18 protein-coding genes are annotated in these 23,891 nt (G+C 61.1%); 12 read left to right on the forward strand and 6 right to left on the reverse strand.

The genetic code is table 11. The annotated features are described in order from the left end of the window. Positions 1-537: 537 nt before the first annotated feature. From SAMIE_RS03975 to SAMIE_RS04000, 6 genes are all read right to left on the reverse strand, one after another. Positions 538-1,536, reverse strand: a complete 999-nt coding sequence (locus tag SAMIE_RS03975; protein ID WP_162849027.1) for an alpha/beta hydrolase — start codon at positions 1,534-1,536, stop codon at positions 538-540. Positions 1,537-1,544: 8 nt separating this feature from the next. After that, positions 1,545-2,507, reverse strand: coding sequence for an ROK family protein (locus SAMIE_RS03980; RefSeq protein WP_066698680.1), 963 nt, complete (start codon positions 2,505-2,507; stop codon positions 1,545-1,547). Positions 2,508-2,604: 97 nt separating this feature from the next. Continuing rightward, positions 2,605-3,612 (reverse strand): ABC transporter ATP-binding protein, encoded by a 1,008-nt coding sequence (locus tag SAMIE_RS03985; RefSeq protein ID WP_066698678.1) that lies wholly within the window; start codon positions 3,610-3,612, stop codon positions 2,605-2,607. A 19-nt stretch (positions 3,613-3,631) separates the two neighbouring features. Next, a complete protein-coding gene (locus tag SAMIE_RS03990) occupies positions 3,632-4,453 on the reverse strand; it encodes a carbohydrate ABC transporter permease (protein ID WP_066698676.1) in 822 nt (273 codons plus the stop codon). Then, positions 4,453-5,346 (reverse strand): carbohydrate ABC transporter permease, encoded by an 894-nt coding sequence (locus tag SAMIE_RS03995; RefSeq protein WP_066698674.1) that lies wholly within the window; start codon positions 5,344-5,346, stop codon positions 4,453-4,455. The genes SAMIE_RS03990 and SAMIE_RS03995 overlap by 1 nt, the downstream gene beginning before the upstream one ends. After that, positions 5,343-6,656: an ABC transporter substrate-binding protein gene (locus tag SAMIE_RS04000; protein WP_197724665.1), complete on the reverse strand. Its 1,314-nt coding sequence runs from the start codon at positions 6,654-6,656 to the stop codon at positions 5,343-5,345. Before SAMIE_RS04000 ends, SAMIE_RS03995 begins: the two co-directional genes overlap by 4 nt. A 376-nt stretch (positions 6,657-7,032) precedes the next feature. On the opposite strand from SAMIE_RS04000, the gene SAMIE_RS04005 reads away from it, so the two are divergent. The 12 genes from SAMIE_RS04005 (at position 7,033) to SAMIE_RS04060 (ending at position 23,891) form a co-directional block, all read left to right on the forward strand. Continuing rightward, the gene (locus SAMIE_RS04005) at positions 7,033-7,698 is read left to right on the forward strand and encodes a response regulator transcription factor (protein ID WP_066698670.1); all 666 of its coding nucleotides are present in this window, start codon (positions 7,033-7,035) and stop codon (positions 7,696-7,698) included. Positions 7,699-7,724: 26 nt separating this feature from the next. Continuing rightward, the gene (locus SAMIE_RS04010; RefSeq protein ID WP_126516735.1) at positions 7,725-9,107 is read left to right on the forward strand and encodes a sensor histidine kinase; all 1,383 of its coding nucleotides are present in this window, start codon (positions 7,725-7,727) and stop codon (positions 9,105-9,107) included. Further along, positions 9,104-10,207 (forward strand): ABC transporter substrate-binding protein, encoded by a 1,104-nt coding sequence (locus SAMIE_RS04015; RefSeq protein ID WP_066698666.1) that lies wholly within the window; start codon positions 9,104-9,106, stop codon positions 10,205-10,207. Before SAMIE_RS04010 ends, SAMIE_RS04015 begins: the two co-directional genes overlap by 4 nt. Before the next feature lie 199 nt (positions 10,208-10,406). Further along, entirely contained in the window at positions 10,407-11,792 is a 1,386-nt protein-coding gene (locus SAMIE_RS04020; protein ID WP_232037367.1) for a mannitol dehydrogenase family protein, read from the forward strand. 131 nt (positions 11,793-11,923) lie between these two features. Beyond that, entirely contained in the window at positions 11,924-14,131 is a 2,208-nt protein-coding gene (locus SAMIE_RS04025) for a TonB-dependent receptor (protein WP_066698654.1), read from the forward strand. Between the two features lie 107 nt (positions 14,132-14,238). Then, positions 14,239-16,002, forward strand: coding sequence for a CocE/NonD family hydrolase (locus tag SAMIE_RS04030; protein WP_066698646.1), 1,764 nt, complete (start codon positions 14,239-14,241; stop codon positions 16,000-16,002). Further along, entirely contained in the window at positions 15,999-17,237 is a 1,239-nt protein-coding gene (locus tag SAMIE_RS04035; RefSeq protein WP_066698643.1) for an MFS transporter, read from the forward strand. The genes SAMIE_RS04030 and SAMIE_RS04035 overlap by 4 nt, the downstream gene beginning before the upstream one ends. Before the next feature lie 80 nt (positions 17,238-17,317). Continuing rightward, entirely contained in the window at positions 17,318-18,784 is a 1,467-nt protein-coding gene (locus tag SAMIE_RS04040; protein WP_066698640.1) for an N-acyl-D-amino-acid deacylase family protein, read from the forward strand. Between the two features lie 248 nt (positions 18,785-19,032). Further along, positions 19,033-19,302, forward strand: a complete 270-nt coding sequence (locus tag SAMIE_RS04045; protein WP_126516736.1) for a hypothetical protein — start codon at positions 19,033-19,035, stop codon at positions 19,300-19,302. A 90-nt stretch (positions 19,303-19,392) separates the two neighbouring features. Beyond that, on the forward strand, positions 19,393-21,186 hold the full coding sequence (locus SAMIE_RS04050; protein ID WP_066698631.1) for a copper resistance system multicopper oxidase: 1,794 nt from the start codon (positions 19,393-19,395) through the stop codon (positions 21,184-21,186). Beyond that, complete coding sequence (locus SAMIE_RS04055) at positions 21,186-22,121, forward strand: copper resistance protein B (RefSeq protein WP_126516737.1); 936 nt, start codon at positions 21,186-21,188, stop codon at positions 22,119-22,121. Before SAMIE_RS04050 ends, SAMIE_RS04055 begins: the two co-directional genes overlap by 1 nt. A gap of 156 nt (positions 22,122-22,277) precedes the next feature. Continuing rightward, complete coding sequence (locus SAMIE_RS04060) at positions 22,278-23,891, forward strand: tannase/feruloyl esterase family alpha/beta hydrolase (RefSeq protein WP_083952415.1); 1,614 nt, start codon at positions 22,278-22,280, stop codon at positions 23,889-23,891.

Genomic DNA, 23,891 nt, shown 5'->3' on the forward strand with positions numbered 1-23,891 from the left:
GGTGCAGGAACATGCGCCGCCTTTGTCCGGCAGGCTGGCCCAGATGGCCTGTCCGACCCAGCGTCTCTCCAATGGGTGTTGGGCTATCTCACTGGTCGCACGGCCGCGACGAATGCGTACCATCGTCCGTTTTCTGGGCCAGAAGGGATCGCACTTGATCTATTGGCCTATTGCCGCGCGCATCCGTATCGCCAACTTAACGATGCGGCTGCCAGTTTCTTCGAGCGTACCAGGCGCTGCAGCACTGTTCGCGGTTGCCGCTAACCGCTCCAAGAGGCTGCTCACTCTCCTGCCCATTTAGTTAGCAGTCGGCCGACCGGGCCTGCGCAGCCAGGTCGTCGGGTAGCGCTTGGTGTCTTTGACTTCGGCGAAAGGCGGCTCCCGGCGTCTTCGGACGGCGTTATGGTAGTATAAACGGCGATACGTATTCGTTATGTTTATCCGGCGCGGGGCGCCATTCCGTCCAAAGCCGGTTTCGGCTCATATGCGCCTTATACGGCCCGTCCCGGTCGTTCCGCGCCCGGCGACGCCGTGCCGCTATTGTCCTGCCATAAAACGCCGGGCAGCCTCTGCAGCCTCCCGCATCACGCGCCGTGCGGATTCGAGCATCGCCGTCATCTGAACGAAGCCGTGGATCACGCCCCGCTCGCTCCACAATATGTCCGAACGGCCAAGCCCGTCGAGGCGCTGCTTCAGGTGAAGCGTGTCGGAAGCCAGCGGATCATATTCCGCAACCACCAGAAACAGTGGCGGCAATATGCGCAACTGCGCGTCCGTCGCCTGAAGGGGCGCTGCAACCGGATTGCTGCGGTCTGCGACATTCGGGACATACCAGTCCCAGAATTGCTGCATATGAAATCTGGTCAGGCCATGCCCGTCCGCATGCTCGCGATAGCTCGGCGTCTCGAAATCAGCGCCGAACACGCCGTAGATCAACAGCCCGCCGACCGGCATTTCCCGTCCCGCGGCCTGCTCATGGAGCAGCGTGGCCAACGCCAGATTGCCACCCGCAGAGTCTCCGGCAATGACGACCGGCCCACCGGGAAGGCCCAGCCCGTCACGATGGCCCAGCACATATCGAAACGCCGATACAACGTCATGAAGCGCTGCGGGATAGGGATGTTCGGGAGCGAGCCGATAGTGAACGCCGACGACTACGGTCCGGGCTTCATTGCACAGGACGCGCATGAACCGGTCATAAGTCTGGAGGTTCTGAAATGCCCATCCGCCGCCATGGACGAAAAATATCAGCCCTTCGCCCGCATCTTCCGGCGTGTAGACAGCCGCTTCGCAATCGGCCGCGCCTATCGCGGCGTCGCCCGGCAATATCAGATGGCGGATGGAGGCCACTTCGGGCAGGTCCATATTCCAGATCGACACCCGTTCGGCATCGACCCGGCGTATGTCGTCATCGGGCGGGTAAGTGAAGTCGTAGGGTTCCGGCCCCAGCGTCGCCAGATGGTCCAGCGCCTTTCGCATTTCGTCGGTATAGCCCGCTGCCGGAGGCGTATCGCCGCCATCTGAACTCTTCATCATGGCCTCGCTCAAAGCGCTGTTCGCCGGGGATTGCCGGCATCGGTGTCGTTCGCGGACCAGCCGGACGGCCATTCCCCGGTGATCAGCCGATAGGATGTCGCGGTCGCGCCCCAGAGGCCTGCGGACGGTCCGGCGCCGGGAGGCGCGATATAGGTTTCGAAGTCGAGCCGCTGCACGCTCGCATCATATCCTGCGAGCTTCTGCGCCAGCGCTTCGCGGACGAGATCATAGAGGTGAGGCCGCTGCATGACCCCTCCGCCCAATATGATCCGGTCCGGCCGCATGATATAGGTGAGGTTCACGCAGAGGGATGCGATATAGTCCGCCTCAACTGTCCATGCCTGATGCGCGTCGGGGAGTTCGGCCCCATCGACCCCCCAGCGCGCCCGGATGGCAGGCCCGCTCGCCACGCCCTCAAGGCAATTGCCGTGGAACGGGCATATGCCCCTGAAATCATCGTCACCCGGCGCTCCGGGCACGAGGATATGACCGGCCTCCGGGTGATTGGCGCCGCCATGGGGCGAGCCGCCCACAATCATGCCCACGCCGACCCCAGTGCCGATCGTCACATAGCAGAATGTGTCCAGCCCGCGCCCGTTGCCGAAAAGCCGTTCGCCGACGGCAGCCGCGTTGACGTCCGTATCAATGGCGATGGGAACCCCGAAGCGACGGAAATATCCGACGAGATCGACATCGCTCCATCCGGGCTTGGGCGTGTTGGTGATGTGCCCGAAATCAGAGGCTTCGCGTTTAAGCGACAGCGGGCCGAAGCTGCCGATAGAGAGAGCCGCCAGCGGACGGTCGCGGGTGGCGTCCGTAAAGAAGTCCGCCGCGGCCTGCAGCGTTTCTTCCGGAGATGTCGTCGGAATCCTGACCTGTTGCAGCATTGTCCCGTCTGCGTCCGCCACGCCGCAGACGAATTTGGTCCCGCCCGCCTCTATGCCGCCGAACAGTTCTGTCCCTGATTCCATCACCTATCGCCCATTTCATGCCGTCGACGGATTGACGCCGATGTCACCGTCCCGCACACGCAATTCGCGGGAGCCGACGCGGTCGCACTCCATCCGGTCAGGCCGCTTCGGGAAGCGTCCGTCCGTCAGGATCGAAGCGATAGACCGACGAACGATCCGTGGCGAATGCGATGTCGCCGTCCGCCGGGACCGCGACATCCTCGGAACACCGCGCGGTCAGCATTGATCCGTCCTGCAACTGGACATGCAGAAGCGCCTCATTCCCCAGATGTTCGACGGTGCGCACCGCGCCTTTCAGGCTCCCGTCCGGATCGAGCTTCAGATGCTCCGGACGGATGCCGATGGTGGTCGCATGATAGTGATCGGCATACATCCCGTTCAGGAAATTCATCTGCGGCGACCCGATGAAGCCTGCGACGAATTTGTTGGCGGGGCGACGATAGATCTCCAGCGGCGTGCCCTTCTGCTCGATCCGGCCGTTCCGGAAAACGACGATCTGATCCGCCATCGTCATGGCCTCGGCCTGATCGTGCGTCACATAGATGGCGGTGATGCCGAGTTCCTGCTGCAGACGCCGGATCTCGAACCGCATCTGGCCCCGAAGCGCGGCGTCGAGGTTGGAGAGGGGTTCGTCGAAGAGAAACGCCTTGGGCTGGCGAACCAGCGCCCGCCCGATCGCCACGCGCTGCCGCTGCCCGCCGGATAGTTCGGCAGGCTTGCGGTCGAGCAACGCGTCGAGATTCAGCATCCTGGCGACAGACTCGACCTGGCTGGCGATTTCGCCAGCCGGTTGCCGCGCGATCTTCAACGCGAAGCCGAGATTCCCCCGCACGGTCATATGCGGATAGAGCGCGTAGGACTGGAACACCATGGCGAGACCGCGGCCCGAAGGCGGTGTGCGCGCCATGTCCGTCCCGTCGATCAGGAGGCGGCCCTCATCCATATCCTCCAGCCCGGCGATCAGCCGAAGCAGCGTCGTCTTGCCGCATCCGGACGGTCCCACGAAAACCGTGAACTGGCCGCTGGGTATGACGAGGTCAATATCGCCGGTGGCGAGATAATCCCCGAAGCGCTTGCTGACGCCTTCCAGGACGATGGTGCTCATCGACAGAAATTCCCGGTCATTATTTGACTGCTCCAAAGGTGAGGCCGCGAACGAGCTGGCGCTGGCACAGCCAGCCGATGACGACGACCGGTGCGATCGACAGCATCGAAGCCGCGGAAAGTTTGGCCCAAAAAAGTCCCTGCGGACTGGAAAAGGAAGAGATGAACGCCGTGAGCGGCGCTGCTTCCGTGCTGGTGACGTTCAATGTCCAGAAGGACTCATTCCACGCAAGGGTGAAGATCAGGAAGAAAGTGGAGGCAAGGCCGGGCAACGCCAGCGGGGTCAGAATGACGAGGATTTCCTGCCAGAGCGACGCGCCGTCCATGCGGCCCGCCTCCAATATTTCGACCGGCACTTCCTTGAAGTTCGAATAGAGCATCCACACCGCGATCGGAAGATTTCCGACGGTGAGAAGGACGATGACGCCAAGCTGCGTGTCGAGCAGACCCCAGTCCCGATAGAAAAGGAAAATGGGGATCAGCGCGCCCACGGGCGGCAGCATCTTCGTCGACAGCATCCACAGCATGAGAAAGCGCGTGTGCCGGGACGGCGCGAACGCCATGGCCCATGCCGCCGGAACCGCCAGCATCAGTGCGAAAGCGGACGACCCGATGGATATCGCCAGAGAGTTATAGAGGGCGGTGGGATAGTCGCCCTCGCTCAGGACATCGCGATAATTCGCCAGCGTCCAAGAAAAATGGAGGAATTTCGGCGGGAAGCTGATGGCTTCCAGCTCCGACTTGAAGCTGGTCAACAGCGTCCAGAGCAGCGGGAACGCGATCGCGAGCGCGCAGCACCAGGCGAGAATTGTGAAGGCTATGGTAGAGCGGGGACGGCGCATCAGGCATCCAGTGAGCGGCCGACCGCCCTTACGAGGAAATAGGCGAGGATATTGGCGAAGAGCACGGCCACCAGACCGGCGGCGGACGCCGCGCCAATGTCATATTGGAACATGACCTGCGAATAGACGAGAAACGCGAGGTTGCTGCTTGCCCGTCCGCCGCCGGTCGTCACGAATATTTCGGCGAACACGCTCAGCAGGAATATCGTTTCCATCATCACGACGATGGCGATGGGCCGGGCCAGATAGGGAAGGACGAGATAACGGAAAATGGCAAAGGGCGACGCCCCGTCGAGTTCTGCTGCCTCGCGCTGCTCCCGGTCGAAGGATTGCAGGGACGTCAGCAGGATCAGGCAGGCGAATGGCAGCCACTGCCACGCGACGATCAGCGCGATGGAACTGAGCGGCGCGCGCGCGAACCAGTCGAAGGCTTGCAGGCCAAAGAGGGATGCGATCCAGGCGAAAAATCCCGAAACGGGCGCCATCAGCAGATTTTTCCACAACAGCGCGGCAACCGGGGGCATAACGAAAAATGGCGAAACCACAAGAATGCGCAGCAACCCGCGCCCGACCACGACGCGCTCAAGCAACAGGGCGATGCCAAGGCCAAGACCGATGCTGATCGCCAGAACCTGAGCGATCAGCAGCAGGCTGTTGCCGAGCGCCGGAAGAAAAGCGGGGTCCGTCAGCAGCCTCGTATAGTTGGTAAGCCCGATGAAGACATGCTCCTTCGGTCCCAACAGCCTGTAGTCGATGAGCGAAAACCGGACAGTGACGATGAATGGCAGGATCGACGTCACCAGCAGCATGATGAGCGCCGGTGCGACGAGCAGGCGGCCTGACAGCCGCAGGTGGGAGCGGCCGGGGCTGCCCGAAACGGTGGAGGCGGTCATTTATAATATCCTGCTGCGGCCATCTGGCGTTTCGCTGCCGCCTGAGCTTCCGCCAGCGCTTCGTCGGGCGAAATCTGGCCCGCCACCGCCGCGGAAAATTGTTGACCTACTTCCGTTCCGATGCCCGGAAATTCGGGAATCGCCGCATATTGAGCGCCGACATAGGGCACCGGCTTGACGGTGGGCGACGATGTGTCGACGGACTTGATCGCGTTGAGGGATATGTCCGCGAAGGGCGCCACCCGGCGATAATCCGGGTTGGTGTAGAGCGATTTGCGGGTGCCCGGCGGCACGGCAAGCCACCCCAGCCGATGAGCGACGAGATTGATATAGGGCGGGCCTGCCGCCCAGCGGATGAACTCCTTGGCGGCGGCGGTCTTGCGGGACGTGGCGGGGATTGCGAACGCCCATGTCCAAAGCCAGCCGGAGTGCCGCCCAAGCCCCTGATCCGGCGGCGGGGCGAAGCCCACCTTGGACGAAACGGTCGAGGTCTTGGGATCGCTCAGGAAGGGCGCGGCCACAGTGGCATCGAACCATATGCCGCATTTGCCCTGAGCGAACAGCGCGATATTGTCGTTAAATCCGTTGGCTGCTGCGCCCGAGGGGCCGTATTTCCGCAGCGCATCGACATATGTCGTGACGGCGTTGCGCCATTCCGGGGTGTTGAACTGCGGCTGCCAGTGCTTGTCGAAAAGGCGGGCGCCGAAGGAATTGGCCATGGACACGATCAGCGCCATGTTTTCGCCCCAGCCGGCCTTGCCCCGCAGGCACAGGCCGTAAACGCCCTGCTCTGGCCGGTGGATTTTCGCTGCCGCCTGAATCAGGAATGTCCACGACGGAGTGGCCGGCATGGTGATGCCCGCCTTCTGAAACAGATCCTTGCGATACATGGTGATCGCGCTTTCCCCGTTGAAAGGGGCTGCATACAGCGCGCCATTATATGTCAGCGCCGACCGTATCGGTCCGATCAGGTCGTCCGCATTATATTCGCGGCCCAGATCGTTGAGAGGCGTCAGCCAGTTCCGTTTGGCCCAGACCGGAACCTCGTAGGGACCGATGGTGAAGACGTCATATTGTCCGCCGCGAATGGCCACATCCGTCGTGACGCGCTGGCGCAGGGTGCTTTCCGGCAGAATGACCCATTTCAGGCGAATGGAAGGATGAGTGGCCTCGAAATCCTTCGAAAAACTCTTCAGGCGCGCCATGTCGCCATCGTTCACCATTGCGATGGTGAGGGTGGTTTTGTCGCCGCCGGTTCCGCATGACGCCAGCGCCATGGATAGTAATGCCGGCCACCTCGCCCCCTTCATAGTAAACATCCTGCTCCATAGATTTCGGCGTGCGGCTCGCTACCTGTCCGGACTCTGGAAAATAAACCTTTCATCATCCTGACAGAAGGGCTGACAGGCTATGGTCAGCTTCATTTGCGAATAAATATAGAGGCGCAGAATAGCGGCCTGTGCGCGTCATTGGGATGGGAACGATAAGGACCGGAGTTCTGAACTTATTATGGAATAAAGCTGCGCGGTTTAACGCGGTTCTGCACTAGGCGCCGCCGCGCGTTTGGAGAGGGTGCCTGCGGATACCCGTTCGGGAACTGTGCGTCAGCGGCATACCGGCAGGAGTGCCGTAAAGGATTTCCGGAGCGAGTGATTGCGATATAAAGGGATCTGGGGGAAGAGGACGATGCGCATCCTGCTCATAGAAGATAACTGCGATGTCGGCGAGGGAATCGTCGAAAGCGTCGAGAGGATGGGCCACAGCATTGATTGGGCGCGGAGCGGCGACGTCGGCGACGAGTGGCTGGTTTCAAACAGTTATCAACTCGTCCTGCTCGACATCATGCTCCCCGGAATGGACGGTATGAAGCTGCTCCGGCGGCTGAGAGAAAGGCGCAGCGACGTGCCGGTGCTGATCCTGTCCGCGCGGGCCGGGACCGACGACCGGATCGACATGCTGGATCTGGGCGCGGACGACTATCTGGTCAAACCCTTCGATTTCCGCGAGCTTCAGGCGCGCGTCAGATCGCTTCTCCGCCGTCATACAGGCGAACGGTCCAATAATCTCCGATGTGGCCGGCTGGTCTATGACCGCGTTGCCCGGCTGGCGAAAGTCGATGACCGGATTCTCGCCCTGTCCCGCCGGGAGCTGTCGCTCCTTGAAATATTTCTCGCGCGGAAGACCCAGGTTTTCAGCAAGGCGCAATTGCTGGATCAGCTATTCGGATATAATTCGGAACCGACCGAGAATAATATCGAGGTATTGATCGCCCGCCTGCGCCGCAAACTGGCGGGGACCGATGTGGAGATCACGACCCAGCGGGGCGTCGGCTATCGCATAGTCGAATCGTGACGGCGGCGGGTTCATTCACGACCCTGATGCCGGATTCCATATTCGGGCGATTGCGTCTGCTGCTGGTGGCGGTTTTCTCCGTCGGCGCCTTCATCGCCACGATGGCGGCCTGGACATTTTCGGCGGCGGCGGCGGCGGACGCCTATGACAGGCTGCTGTTGAGCGCCGCCACCCAGCTGAGCGATGCAATCGGCGTGGAGCAGGGGCGGATAACCGCGCTGCCGCCCGATTCCGTCTTCGAAACGCTGTCCCAATCCACCGGCGACCGCTTCTTTTTCGCCGTGCGCGCACCCGATGGCCGCGTGCTCGATGGCTACCCCGACCTCAAGGTGGCGAGTTCGGCTCCTGGCAACGAGGCGGCGGTGTTCAATACCCGGAATTTCGCCGGCGCATCCATGCGCACGGTCACGATACATCGCCTCATCGCTTCCCCGTCGGGCAACGGGTGGTGCAGTGTCGTCGTGGCGCAGACGCTCGACGCACGGCACCGTCTGGTCGTGCGCCTGATGCTGAAGATCGGTGCGACGATATTGTTCGTCGGCACTCTGGGTTTCATAGCGTCGCTTTATGCGATCGGACGGGCGCTGGTGCCGTTCGACCGCATCGGTGACGCGCTGGCCGAGCGGCGCCCGCAGGATACAGCGCCGCTCGTCATCGAAAGTCCCCGCGAGATACAGGCGCTGGTGGGCGCGATCAACGAGGCGTTGCGGCGGCTGCATGACAGGATGAACAAGTTGCAGCGCTTCGCGGGCATCGCGGCTCATCAGATCCGCACGCCGCTGTCCGCGCTCGGCGCGCAGACCGAACTTCTCCTGACCGACAGGACGTCAGCCGCGCGCGCGAAGAGAGTCGAAAGGCTCAGAAAGCATATCGCTACCCTGAGCCGCCTCACCAATCAACTGCTCGGTCACGCGATGGTCAGTTACCGTAGCGAGAGGGTGCCGCACGAGAAGGTGGAACTCGTATCCCTCATTCATCAGGTTTTGCGGGATGCGGTGCCGGAATCCCTCGACCGCGACATCTCCATTGATTTCGCGCCAATCGAGAAGGAACTCTATGTCGAAGGGGACGCCATCAGCCTGCGTGAGGCTTTGGTGAACCTTGTCAGCAATGCGGTTCTCCATGGGGCGGCATCCCTGCTGAGCGTGCGGCTGACGGCGGAAGAAAAACATGCGGCTATAGCCGTTCTGGATGACGGTCCCGGTATTCCCGCACAATTGTGGCCGAGCGTCGTCCAGCCATTTCATGCGGTGCGGGAGGAGGGCGAGGGGGTCGGTCTCGGGCTTGCAATCGTCGCCGATATCGCGCGTGCGCATGGCGGAGAACTCATGTTCGGCCGCGACGAGAAGGGGCTTTTTTCGATCGGTTTCACCGTTCCGCTCCTGCCGGATGAGGGGGAGGCGGCGTGAAAGGCCTGTTCGCCCTAAGTGCGGTTCTCGTCACGCTTTTCGTCGCGAGCGTCGTGATTGTCGCACGCGACAACGCGCCCCAGACGCGCTATTTTACGCCGCCTGACGATGTCTATGTGACCTATTTTTCGGCGCCGAAGGAGGCGGGCATGCCGCTCGTCATATCGGCGACAGTCGATGCCGGGTTCATGCGGCCGTTTCTTCTTGCCTTTCAGCGCCACAATCCTGCGGTTTCCATCGTCTACATCCAGTCGCGCAGCGGAAAATTCCTGAAACAGGCTCTGGATAGCTGCCATCTCAATCAGATGGCCGCTGATATCTATCTGTCAGCATCCACCGACCAGTTGATGCGGCTCGCAAATGAGAATTGCGCGCAATCTCTGCCCGCCGCCATCGGCGCCTCCGCGCCCGGACAGGCGCAATGGCGCAACGAGGTGGTGGCGTTTGCCGTGGAGCCGGCCGCCTTCGTCTTTTCCAAATCGACCGCCAACGCATCGGGTAGGGTTCCCACAAGTCACATCGCGCTGCTCGACTGGCTGAGGAAACTGCCGCCCGGTAGCGACCGCATCGGCACATATGACATCGTCGAATCGGCCGACGGCTATAATTTCGCCGCGTCGGATTCGCGTCAGGCGGCCCTGTACGGGCGCGTGCTGGAAGGGCTGGGCCGATCGGACATCCGGCTCTATTGCTGTTCCAACGTCATGGTGGACGCTGTGGCGCGGGGCGAAATTCGCTTCGCATATAATGTGCAGCTTTCTTACGCCTATGCGGCGCAACGCGCGGGCAGCCGCATAGAGGTTGTGGTTCCGCGGGATTATCAGGCGCTTCAGACATTGTCGTTCATGGTTCCGGTCGGCGCGCGCACGCCGGGAACGGCGACCAAGCTGGCGGCATTTCTGGTGTCAGACGAGGCTCGCGCTCTGGCTCGCGACGGCCTCGTGCAACCGGGCCAGTCGCGCGCGATAGCGATGGCGCATGCAAACGCCCTGCTCGACAAGGCGTGGGTGACGCCGCTTTTGCTGAGCCTTCAGGATCACGCCAGACGCAATCGACTTATCTCCGAATGGCGTCAGGCTATTGTCAGTCCCGCGCAATAATCGTTGACCACGCCGGAGGGGAGGGCAGCGAGAATGTTCGTCGCCGCGAACCTGGGCATGTGTGATCTTGTGGTCATCGCAAGGTCGGCAACTAGGAATCTGCATGCGCCCGGTTACGCTGTCCCGCGCCGATTTTCCGCCCCTGCCCGTGGGTTTCGCGGCTCCGTCTTTTGACTGTCGCCGGGTTTCTCATGGCATCGTGCACATCGGTCTGGGTGGCTTTCACCGTGCCCATATGGCCCGCTACACGCACGATCTGATGGGCGTCGATGATGCGGCGCTGCAATGTGGTATCAAGGGCGCGGGCCTGCGTGCTTCCGACAGGGTTCTGCTGGATGCGCTGGCAGGACAGGATGGGCTATACACTCTCGTCGAGCGCGAGGGCGCGCGAGAAAATCGCGTCGTGATCGGTTCGATCGTCGAGGTGATTGACGCTTCGGAATCGACTGCAGAATTGCTTGCGGCGATTGACGCGCCAGAAACCCGGATCGTCAGCCTGACGGTGACGGAGAATGGCTATCATCTCGATCCCGCTACCAAAGCCCTGAATTTCGAAAGCCCCGCCGTCCGCGCCGACCTTGTTGATTCCGGGCACCCGCGGACTGCGCCTGCGATATTGGTTGAGGCGTATCGGCGGCGGCGGCGGCTGGGGCTGCCCGCGTTCACGACGCTTTGCTGCGACAACATCCAGCATAATGGCGACGTTCTGAAATCTCTGGTGCTCGCATTCGCCAATCGCGTGGACCCCGATCTGGCCCGATGGATCGAGGATCATGCCAGCTTTCCCAATTCCATGGTGGATCGGATCACGCCGGTTCCGACCCAGGATGAAATCGCCGCCTTCTGCGCCGAGACGGGGCTGAACGATCGGGCGGTGCTTCATGCCGAGATATTCCGCCAATGGGTTGTCGAGGATGACTTTGTTGCGGGGCGTCCGGCTTGGGAGAAGGTCGGCGTCCAGTTCGTCGATGACGTCACGCCCTATGAGCTGATGAAGCTGAGGCTGTTGAACACCAGCCACCTCGCCATCGCGGCCATCGGTCAATTATGTGGGTATGAACTGATCGGCGATGCTGTCGGCGATCCGCTGATCCGCCGCTACATGGTGGCGCTCATGGACCGTGAGACCGGACCGACCCTGATGCCGGTGCCGGGCGTGGACCTTCCGCTCTACAAGCGCACGGTCATCGACCGGTTTTCCAATCCGGCCATCAGGGACACGACGCAGCGCGTTAATACCGATGCGCCGGTCAATTATCTGCTGGAGCCGATCCGGGATCTCCTCAGCCTCGGTCGGCCGATCGACCTGCTGGCGCTCGGTCTGGCTGCTTGGTGCCGGCGCGTGGCCGGGCATGACGAGAGCGGCGCGCCCATCAAGGTCATGCATCCTCTGGCCGGTCTGCTGGCGTGCAAGGCGCAGGAAGGGAGGGGCGACCCAGCTCCCATCCTGTCGGTCGATGCTCTCTTCGGTACTTTGGGAAAACACCCGCAGCTGGTGACGGCGGTCGGCGAGTGGCTGGAGCAGATTTACGAACGGGGCATGCATGCGACCATTGAGGACGCCGCCGGACGGGGAGTGTTTTGAACACGGGAGATCGGTGGCGCCTGCTCGTCGTCAAATAATAACAATTTGAATTAAATTGATTTTTAGTCGGAAGGGGAAGGAAGATGTTGAATATCAGGGGTAGTTCATCGTCAGGAGCGACTGAGGAATATTTGCTGGATCGTTCCGGATTTGCATTCAAAAGCCTCGCGCTGGCCTGCGTCAGCGTTGCGGCTCTTTGCGCTTCGCCCGCATTGGCGGCGGACGCTTCCACGCCTGCGGTCGAAGGGACGGCGGAGATCGTCGTTACCGCCCAGAAGCGCGAGGAAAAGCTCAGGGACATTCCGCTGAGCATCTCCGCCGTGTCGGGCGAATATCTCGAGAAGCGCGGGATCAAGGATATTGTGGAACTAGCGAACGCCGTTCCGTCTCTCAGCGTCTATCCGGTAAGTCCGGGTCAGAACCTGCTGTCCATCCGCGGGATCAGCACCTTCCGTGGCGACAGTGCGCTGGTCGGCACCTATCTTGACGAAGCTCCCCTTTCGGGCGGCATTCGTATCGGCGATGGCGCCGGTCTTGCCGTTCAGGCACTCGATCTGGCCCGCGTCGAAGTCCTCAAGGGTCCGCAGGGCACTCTGTTCGGCGAAGGGTCGATCGGCGGCGTGGTTCGTTATATCACGGCAAACCCGGAATTGAGCGCCTTCAGCGGTAACATCAAGGGCACCTATTTCGCCACCCGCCACGGCGCGGAAAGCGGCGAAGTCTCCGGTATGCTGAATATCCCGATCGTGAGCGATGTCCTGGGTGTCCGGGCGGCGGCGACCTATCAGAAGCACGGCGGCTGGATCGACAACATCAGCACGGGCGTCGACAACTACAACAGCGATGAACTGGGTGAGGCACGGATCAAGATCTTGTATAAGCCATCGGATAAGTTCACGCTTACCGGCCTGGTCAACATCCACAGGCTGAACTATGACGGGCAAAATCTTCTGTCCGTTCAGCCATATGACAAGAGCCTGTTTCAGCAGTCGGTATTCCCCGATTATCCGACCGACGGGTATAACGATTTCGAACTGTATAACCTGACGGCGAGTTACGACTTCGGCTTTGCGAGCCTGATGAGCTCAACGTCATATTTCAACCTGCGCGTGTTCAACTCGTTCGGCTGGATTTCCCAGATCATTCCCGGCAAGGGCGATCCGACCGTCGCCGGCGGTGGCTGGGAAGTTCTGATCCCGCCAAACCCCGGCAAGCAGACCAGCTTCTCGCAGGAGTTCCGGTTGACGTCGAACGGCAACGGACCGTTCAAATGGGTGATCGGCGTCAACTACAAAGACACGAGGACCAAATATCATTCGAACAATCCGATCGCGACCTATTTCAAGATTTCGGACGACCCTTCGGTCCCCCTCGTAACCGAAAATTATGGCGGTTATCACGCCAGCATTCCGTCGAAGGCCAAGGCTGTATTCGGCGATGCATCCTACGAGTTCTTCGACAAGCTGGAGATCGGCGGCGGCCTGCGTTACTTCACCGAGGACCGCAGCCGGCTGGATGTCGATCGCTTCGGAGCAGTAACGGGCGACGTAAAGGGCACGTTCAAAAAGACGACCTACCGGGCGTTTGCGAAATATAAGCTGACCAAGGAAATCAACCTTTACGCCAACACGGCAACGGGCTTCCGCAGTGGCGGTTTCAACATCCCGGCCTCGATTGCCTTCGGCGCGCCGCCCACCTATGCCCCGGAAAGCGCACGCTTCTATGAAGCGGGTCTCAAATCCTCGTTCCTGAATGGCAGGGTTACGTTCGACCTCGCCTATTATACCGGCAAATATATCGGCAATGTGCAATCGGTCTTCCGGTTTGACAACGCCGGCCATGGTTATGGCTATTATGCGAACGCCGGGGACGCGAACATCAAGGGTGTCGAATGGGCGCTCAATGTCGTTCCTGTCCGCGATCTGCGGTTGGGCTTCAGCGGAAACGTCCCCCGGACCAAGTTCACGAAGACGTCTCCCAGTTCTCCGTTGTTGCCCGGCGATCCGATCGACTTCGTGCCCAAATATGAGCTGATGGCGAACGCCGAATATGACTTCAAATGGGCGCCCGACGTCGATGGCTTCTTCAGCATCAACGGAACCTGGAAGGGCCGTCAGCAGAACACCAACCGCGACAGCGGCGTAGGCTATGTCATCAACATCGGTCCGAAGCACACCTGGATCGACGCCAGCCTAGGGGCGGAGTTCAACGGATATCGCATTTCGATATTCGGCAAAAACCTCGCCGACGAACTCGGGATTCTGGCGCCTCAGTTCTCGGGCATCCGTCCTCAGGCCCGCCCGCGGCAGATCGGCTTTTCCGTAGAGAAGAGCTTCTAGGCAAAAGCGAAAAGATGAAGGGAGGAGGTAAAATGCGACTATCGAAGATCACTATTTGCCTCCCCCTTCTTCTTGCATGCGCGGGCGTGTCTCCGGCGCTGGCGCAAATGTCTGCGCCCATTGCCGGGGAGAACGCTCAGCATCTTGTCGAATTGCGCGGCCAGAAGGTGCCGATGCGCGACGGCGTCGCGCTTTCCGTGGACATTTATCGGCCGAACGTCGATGTGGCGGTCCCCGCACTGCTGTCGATCATTCCCTATGCCAAGGGAGACGCCGAGCGCATCAAGCAGGCGCGGTGGTATGCGGCGCGCGGCTATGCCGTGATCCTTGCGGACATGCGCGGTCGTTATGATTCAGACGGGCAGTGGGACCCGTTCGACCCGAAGCACAAAAGCGACGGCTACGATCTGGTCGACTGGATATCGAAGCAGGGATGGACGAACGCGCGCGTCGGCATGATTGGCGTATCCTATGTAGGATGGACGCAATGGTGGACCGCGTCGCAGGCTCATCCTGCACTCAAGGCGATCGCCCCTATCATGTCGCCGCCAGATCCGATGGACAATCTGCCCTATCAGCAAGGACTGCTCAAAGGCGTCTTTCTCGACGTGTCGGCGTGCCTGTCGGGCCGCGTGATGCAGATCATCGGGTCCGAGCCTTATTGCGGATTCAGGCCAAGGCGGTCGCAGGATTTCCTGCACACGCCCTATCTCGAAATCAACCGTCAACGAGGCATGCTGGATGCCCCATGGTTCGAGAAAGTCATCCGCAGCAACCTTTCATCCAGCGCGTATTTCAAAGCCATCGGCTATACCGGCGCGGAGAGCTGGTCTAAAATCACGGTTCCATCGCTGAATGTCGCGGGCTGGTTCGACGAGGATCAGCCGGGTGCCGCGATGAACTATATCGGCATGAAGCGCTATGGCGCGACGCCGGAGGCGAAATCGCCCAAGCTGATTATCGGTCCTTGGCCGCATGCGACCACATCGGTCAGCAAAGTCGGAAATGTCGATTACGGTCCTCAAGCGGCTCTGGACCTCGACGCCTATATGTTGCGCTGGTTCGACCATTATCTGAAGGGTGTCGACAACGGCATAGATCGTGAGCCGTCCGTCTCCGTGTTCGTCATGGGCCTCAACAAATGGCTCAGCGCAAATGATTGGCCGCTGCCCGGCACGCAATGGAAGAAATTCTACCTGACGAGCGGCGGCAGCGCGAATACGGCGTCCGGCGACGGCGTGCTGGCGAAATCGCCACCCCGTAAGGGCGGGTCCGACAGCTATATTTACGATCCCGCCCATCCCACCTTGTCGCCTTACAAGGGTGGGAATATCGAGGACGGGGCGCTCGATGTGCGGGAGGCCGAGGCGGACAAGAGCGTGCTGGCCTACACGACGCCGCCGCTCGACCGGGATACTGCGGTCGTCGGACCGATCAAGTTCCGGTTCTTCGCTTCTACCTCAGCCAGGGACACCGACTGGATCGTGCATCTGGTCGATGTCGATCCCGATGGCCATGCCGCTCTTCTTGCCGAAGGGGTGATGCGCGCCCGCAACCGTGACCCGGAAAAGGGAGGGGCTTTCAACGCCGCCCGGCTCAGCGAGATCGTTCCGGATCAAGTCTATGAATATATGATCGACTTCTGGCGCGTGACCGGAAGCGTTTTCAGGAAGGGGCATCGCATCCGGATTGACGTCCAGAGCAGCTACTATCCCTATTATCTGCGCAATCTGAATAACGGAGCCGACAATATCGGCCTCGTCAATGCTGCCGATGCAGTAATCGCCACGCAGACCATTCATCACGGGCCGCGCTATCCATCCTACATCGTGCTGCCGATCATTCCCAAGGGAAAGCTTGATTCCGAATGAGCAACGCAGCTCCATCCAGCCCAGCGAGCGCGGCCAGTGCGCCCTCGAACCTCAACAAGGGGTTCGTGATCTCGCTCCTGTTCGCCTCTCATTTTCTGACCTATCTCGACCGGGCGGTCATGGCCACGGCCATTCCCTTCATCAGTGCTGAATTCGGCCTGTCATCGGTCGCTGCGGGATCGGTGCTCAGCGCCTTTTTCTTCGGCTACGCCCTGATGCAAATTCCAGCGGGCATTCTGGCCGACAGATTTGGTCCGGCCCGTCTGCTCCTGACCGCGGTCATTCTGTGGACCATCTTCACGGGCATGACGGGGCTTGTGCATTCGCTGGCGGCGATGATCGTGGTCCGGGTGCTTTTCGGCCTGAGCGAGGGACCGGCGCCTGCCGGTGTGTCCAAGACGATTGCCTCAGTTTTTCCCCGCGAGCAGATCGGGAGAACGAATGGGGTCGTTCTTTCCGCGACGCTGCTCGGCAGCGCCGCCGCCCCGGCGTTCGTCACGACGATTGTCCTGCACTGGGGATGGCGCGGAGCATTTTTGAGCCTGCTCGCACCCGGCTTTCTGCTGGCGCTGGCCGTTTACAGGGTGCTGGGCCGGTCCCCCGAATTGGCCCCGGCGAAACATCAGGCCGAGCGGAAAGATATTGGCGGCAGCGGGGAATCCGCGTGGAAAACCGTGCTTGGCTCCTCGCAGATGCGCTGGTGCCTGGCGACGACGTTCATCGCAAGCTGCGTCAACTGGGGCTTGCAGAACTGGCTGCCGACCTATCTGCTCAAGGCACGCGGGTTTGGCATTGCCGAAATGGGCATGTTTGCATCGGTGCCCTATGCGGCGGGTGCGCTCGGTTATCTTCTGGGCGGCTACGCCGGCGACCGACTGTTCGTTGGCCGGCGCAATATTCTCGTCCTGCTTTGCTTCATCACCTCTGCCGCGAGCACATATGCTGCAGCGGTCGCATCGAACGGCGGCATCGCCGTGGCGTTCATGACCGTAACATTTCTGATGCTGAGCATGGGCCTGAGCAACCTTTTCAGTTTACCCCTGTTGCTCGTCCCGGTGACGGCGGTCGGCAGGTCGTTCGGGGTCATCAACACAGGCGCCCAGATCGCCGGCTTCGTTTCACCGCTGCTGATCGGGGCAGTGCTCGATGCCTCCAATCAGAACTTTTCCCTCGTGCTCTATCTCGTCGTCGGTCTGCTCGTGGCCAGCGGCATCACAGCCAGCCGCATCCGGTAGGGCGTGGCAGCCATCGACCCCAATCTACGGAACGGGCGGTCCATTCCGCCCATATCACGACGACTCTTCAGGGTATCCATATGCACCAGATGATCATTCGCAACGCCTCCATCATCGACGGTTCCGGCAAGGATCGCTATCGCGCCGATATCCTTATCGTCGGCGACCGCATTGGCGCGATCGGCAATCTGGCGGACCGAAGCGAATATGCGGGGATCGAGCAGCGCGACGCCGAAGGTCTCGTTCTGTGCCCAGGGTTTATCGACGCGCATTCCCATGATGACAATGCGCTTCTCCGCGATCCGGGCATGGCTCCGAAAGTCACGCAGGGCGTGACCACCGTCGTGACCGGAAATTGCGGCATCAGTCTGGCGCCGCTGGTATCGAAAAGTCCGCCGTCCCCGCTCGATCTGATCGCCGCCGACGATCCTCTCGCGTTCCGGTATGAAACTTTTGCCGACTATATGACCGCGCTGGAAGAAAAGCCCGCCGCCGTGAACACCGCACCGATGGTGGGGCATTCGACGCTGCGCATCGCGGCCATGACGGATATTGATCGGCCCGCGACCGCAGGCGAAATCGCCGAGATGCGTCGCCTGCTGCGGGAAGCCATCGAGGCCGGAGCGGTCGGCTTCAGCACGGGTCTTTTCTACCCCTCCAGCCGGGCTGCGCCGGCGGAAGAGGTGGTTGCGGTGCTTCAGGCTCTGGAAGGGTCGCAAGCGGTCTACACCACGCATATGCGCGATGAGGCGGACGAGATAGACGCATCGCTGGAAGAAAGTTTTGAAACAGCGCGGCAGGCCAATGTGCCGCTCATCATTTCGCACCACAAATGCATGGGCAAGCGCAATTTCGGACGCACCACCGAAACGCTCAAACGGATCGAACGCGCCGCCCAGGAGCAGGACGTCAGCTTCGACGTCTATCCTTATGAGGCGGGTTCAACGGTGCTTTTGCAGGATCTTGCCGACAAGTCATATCGTGTGCGGCTGACCCGTTCAAAACCCCATCCTGAAATGGTCGGCCGGGAACTGGCGGATGTCGCGGCGGAATGGGGCGTGACAGAGCATGAAGCGATGCAGCGCTTAAGTCCCGGCGGCGCGGTCTATTACATGATGGATCAGGCCGATGTGGATCGTGTGCTCAAACATGATCTGGCGATGATCGGATCGGATGGCATGCCGCATGACCATTTTCCGCATCCGCGGCTCTGGGGCACGTTCCCGCGTGTCCTCGGGCATTATGCGCGGGACCGGGGTCTCTTTTCGCTGGAAATGGCGATCCATCGCATGACGGGTCTTACGGCCCGGAAGTTCCATCTGGAAGGGCGGGGCACGATCAGCGAGGGCGCTTTTGCCGACCTCGTCCTGCTCGATCCGGAAAAGATCATCGACCGTGCGACCTTCGACGACCCGACCGCGCCTGCGGACGGCATTCAGGCGGTTTTCGTCAATGGCGAAGCCGTCCTTGACAAAGGCGCTCTGACAGCCGCTCGCCCCGGACGGGTTCTAAGGCATGCGGAAGTGCGGGAAAGCGCGGTTCTCTGATAATTTGAGCCGTGGCCGGGGTTCTTGGGGTGGAAGGCGTGGATGGAGCGAGACGAACAATGCGCAGGCCAGTCATCCGCGTCGGTCCGATGGTATATCGGCTTGAATGCTACAATTTTATGGTGATATATCGGAAGATCATGGGGATGAAGCCCGCCACAAGCACTATGCGCCGTAACCGGCACGGAATCGCCGGGAGGCGAGCCGGTTTATCGCAATGGCTGCTGGGCCTTGCGCTGGCGTGCGGCATGCTTTTTGCGCCCATGGCGATGGCGGCTGGCTGCGCGGCTTCGACCAACTCCAGCCAGATGACCAGCCCCTGCGAGGGGAAGCACGATAGCCAGCACGTAACGCCCAAACAATGTCACTGCGTGGGCGCCTGCGCCGCCGAAGATGTCGCCAAACCGCAGCTTGCGGCGCGGATCAAATTATCCGTTGCGGTCACGCCTGTTCCGGAGGCTTCCTCGCTGGGCGACGCCCTGCTCGAGCGCGAAACGCCGCCTCCGCGCCTGTCCTGATCGAAGCCGAGCAGCGACCGTGTGAATGGTCGCGATTGGTACGGCAAGCGTGGCTTTGGCGGCTGCGCGTGTCGCAAGACAGGATTTATCATGAACGACACGACTTTGGGGCGACGCAGCCTGCTGCGCGCCGGAGCCTTGGGCCTCGCCGGCCTGGGGTTCGATATGAAATTTCCCGCCTGGGCCACGACCGGGTCGGCGGGCCTGCGCGCCGACATGCCAACGCTTGCGGGCGAGGATATAAGGCTGCGCGTTGCCCATGACCGGTTCAGCGTGGGCGGCCGCACGGGGCACGCGATCACGATCAACGGCGTGCTGCCCGCACCGCTCATTCGTCTGCGCGAAGGGCAGACCGTGCGGCTTCATGTCGAGAACACCCTGGACGAGGATACGTCAATCCACTGGCACGGACTGATCGTGCCATTCCAGATGGACGGCGTGCCCGGAATCAGCTTTCCCGGCATCAGGCCGGGCACGACATTCACCTATGAATTCCCCATCAGACAGTCAGGCACCTACTGGTATCATTCCCATTCGGGCCTGCAGGAACAGGTGGGGCATTACGGTCCCCTCGTCATCGACCCCGCGGGCGCGGAGCCGGCGGCCTATGACCGCGAGCATGTGATCGTCCTGTCGGACTGGACCTTTCTGCATCCCCACCAGGTGATAACGAAGCTCAAGCAGAAGGACGCTTATTTCAATCGCCAGAAGCAGACGGCGACGACCGGCGAAATGAGCGTGGCCGAACGCATTAGCTGGAGCAAGATGCGGATGGACCCGGCCGATATTTCGGACGTCAACGGTTCCACCTACAGCTTCCTCATCAACGGTCATGGGCCGAATGAGAACTGGACGGGCCTGTTCCGGCCGGGAGAGCGGGTGCGGCTACGCTTCATCAATGCGTCGGCGATGACGATCTTCAATGTGCGCATTCCCGGCCTGCCGATGACGGTCGTTCTGGCGGACGGCCAGCCCGTGCGTCCGGTCGAGACGGACGAATTCCAGATTTCGGTCGCCGAGACCTACGACGTCATCGTCGAACCGACATCGGATCAAGCCTACAGCCTGATTGCCGAAGCGATCGACCGTTCGGGCATGGGGCGGGCGACGCTCGCGCCGCGGGTCGGAATGACCGCCGCGATCCCGCCCTTGCGTAAGCGTCCCACCCTGTCGATGCGCGATATGGGCATGGGGGGCATGGATATGTCCGGAATGGACATGGGCGGGACCGGCGCACCCGCCATGGGCGGCGCGGCCTGTCCGCCCGAACACGCCGCGATGGGGCATTGCAAGCCGGGCCAGCCGGCGGCGCCCATGCACCATGGCATGCGCGAAAAATCACTGATGCCGCCCACTGTCAAAGTTGGCGTCGGCGTCGATATGGTTTCCGCGATGCCGGTCGACCGGACCGGCGACCGTCCCCTCGGGCTGGAAAAAGAGCCGCACCGGGTGCTGACCTATCATGATCTGGCGCCGCTCGTGCCTTTTCATGACAAGCGACCGCCCACCCGAACCATCGACATCCACCTGACCGGGAATATGGGCCGTTTCATGTGGTCTTTCGACGGTCGGAAGATGAACGAGGGCGCCGAGCCTATCCGCCTTGAGCGCGACGAGCGCGTCAGGGTGAACCTCATCAACGATACCATGATGAATCATCCGATTCATATCCATGGCCACTTCTTCGAACTGGTCACCGGACAGGATCATGGCCATCCGATCAAGCACACGGTCAATGTGATGCCGGGCGGCATCGCCAGCTTCGATCTCACCGCCGATGCACCCGGAGACTGGCCGCTCCACTGCCACCTGCTCTACCATATGCATGCAGGCATGATGAATGTCGTGAAGGTGCGGCCGATGGATGACGGGGAGGCGGCGTGATGCGCAAGTTTATCCTGTTGTCCGCGCTCTTCGCATCGGCCCCGGTTAGCGCGCAGCAGGCCATGACCGATTCCAGCCCGCACGCCGATCACGCCATGTCGATGCCGATGACAGAAGGCGACGCACAGTGCCCGCCCGAGCATGCCGCGATGGGGCATTGCACTCCGCAGGCAGAAGCGGTGACGCCGCCGCACGCCGGTCCTTCAGCCGCGGCTTTGAGCGGTCCCGAATATGCCGCCGATGCAGTTTGGGGCGCCGGAGCCATGGAGCCGGCGCGTCGCTCGGTCTACGCCGAGCACGGCTTCATGAACACAGGCAAGATCCTGATCGACCGGCTGGAATATGCCGCTCAGAAGGGGCGGGACGGATATTCCTGGGAAGGAGACGCTTGGTATGGCGGCGACTATAACCGGCTCTGGACCAAATTTCGCGGGGAAGGGGCTGCAGGCAAGGCGATAGAGTCCGCTGAAGTGCAGGCGCTATGGAGCCGTGCGCTGGACCCCTGGTTCAATATTCAGGCAGGCGTCCGCTACGACATTCGGCCAAAGCCGGACCGCGCGCATCTTGCGGTAGGCATCGAGGGTCTCGCCCCTTATTTGTTTGACGTCAATGCCGCCCTGTTCCTGTCCGATCGCGGCGACCTGACCGCGCGGGTCGAGGCTGAATATGACCAGCGCATTACCAACCGGCTGATTCTGCAACCGAGTGTTGAGGTCAATTTGGCCGCGCAGGATGTGCGGTCGGTCGATGTCGGCGCCGGTCTCTCCTCAGTAGAAGCAGGGTTGCGGCTGCGATATGAATTTGTGCCCGAGTTCGCGCCCTATTTTGGCTTTGAATATGAAGGACTTGTCGGCCGGACTGCCCGTTTGGCCCGCGCGGGCGGAGAAGACGCAAATCGCGCCAAATTCGTGATCGGAATACGGACGTGGTTCTGACATCTGGCGTGCGCCTTGGCGCGTCCGAAAATGAGGGATCTATGTCATTTTTGCGCGGGCGTTAGTGGCGCATGATGTAGCAATAGGCGCCGTATAATCTTTTCAGGGCGCCTGCGATTTCGGCCGTTGACAACGGAGCAGAGGAAAGAAATTTTGATGAGAAGTTTCATTTGGAAAATGGGGCAATTCTTCGCCTTTGCGATGATCTGCCTCGCTTCCCTCGCATTGAATCCCGGCGATGCCAGGGCAGCGCACGACATGTCCGTGCAGAAGGCAACGACGCCGCTGGGGATCAAATGCGAAGGGTTGAAAGATACGGACCTGTCGCAGGTTCCGGATGCTCCCACCCATATTCTGTCGGCAAAATTGATCGACGCGTCGTCGAACAAGCCGCAATATTGTGAAGTCGCGGGCAACATAGCGCCGCAGGTCGGCATCTTGATGTGGTTGCCGGCCGAACACTGGAACGGCAAGTTCCTGGAGATCGGGTGCGGCGGCTTTTGCGGCACGACGGCTTTCATCGTGCTGTGCGAAGACCCCCTCCGGAAGGGTTATGCGTGCATAACCACCGATATGGGGCACAAGGGTCAGGAAGGCGAGGGCGCCGAATGGGCCTATAACAATCCGCAGGCGGTTATCGACTTTGCTTATCGGTCCACGCATGTCACCGCGCTCGCCGGCAAGGCGATCGTGAACGCCTATTATGGCCGCAAGCCCGACAGATCCTATTTTCACGGCTGTTCGTGCGGCGGGCGTCAGGCCATGGTTGAGGCCGAGCGCTTTCCGTGGGATTTCGACGGGATCATCGCTGGCGCTCCCGGCATCAGCTATCCCGACATCGTGCTGAACTTCGCCTTCAGGTCGCAGTATCTCTATAGCGCCAGCGGCAAGGCGCTGTTCGACGCGAAAGGCATCGAGTTCCTCAGCAACGCCGTGATTGCCAAATGCGACATGAACGATGGCGTCAAGGATGGCCTCATCGGCGACGCGCGGCAGTGCAAGTTCAATCCGCGCGACTATGTGTGCAAGTCCAACGCGACGACCGGCTGCCTCACGTCCGAGCAGGCCGAAGCGGCGGTGGCGTTCTATTCCGAGCGTAAATCCGCATCCGGAGATCGCGTCGGCGACCGCGCCCACCTGCCGGGATCGGAAGTAAGTCTGCTGGGCATGGCCGACAACCCCTTGATGAAGAAGACCTTCTTCGAGGAATTCTTCAAGTATATGGCCTTCGTCCCCAATCCCGGCCCGACCTGGAAGTTCGCGGATTTCGACGTCAACTCCGATTACAAGCGGATGGGTCTGATCCAGTCCCTGATGCAGGCCGATAATCCCGACCTGCGCGCGTTCAAGGCGGCGGGCGGAAAGATGATCTTCTATCACGGATGGTCCGACGGCGGGCCGTCGCCCCTCACCACGATCGACTATTACCAGACTGTCGAGAAAACGATGGGCGGGCGTGCCAATACGCAGGATTTCCTCCGGCTCTTCATGGTGCCGGGCGCGGACCACTGCTTCGGCGGCGTCGGTGCATGGTCGGTGGATTATCTCGAGCATCTCGACAAGTGGGTCGATCAGGGGAAGGCTCCCGACGTGATGATCGGCGCTTTCTTCTCCGACAATCCGATGGACCCGATGTTCTCACAGCCGTTGGATATGACCAAGGCGAAGTTCACGCGCCCGGTTTATCCCTTCCCCCTGCGGGCGCAGTATAAGGGGTCGGGCGATCCGAACAGTGCGTCGAGCTTCAAGGCCGTCGACTCCGAGAAATGA

The organism is Sphingobium amiense (assembly GCF_003967075.1).
GTDB lineage: Bacteria > Pseudomonadota > Alphaproteobacteria > Sphingomonadales > Sphingomonadaceae > Sphingobium > Sphingobium amiense.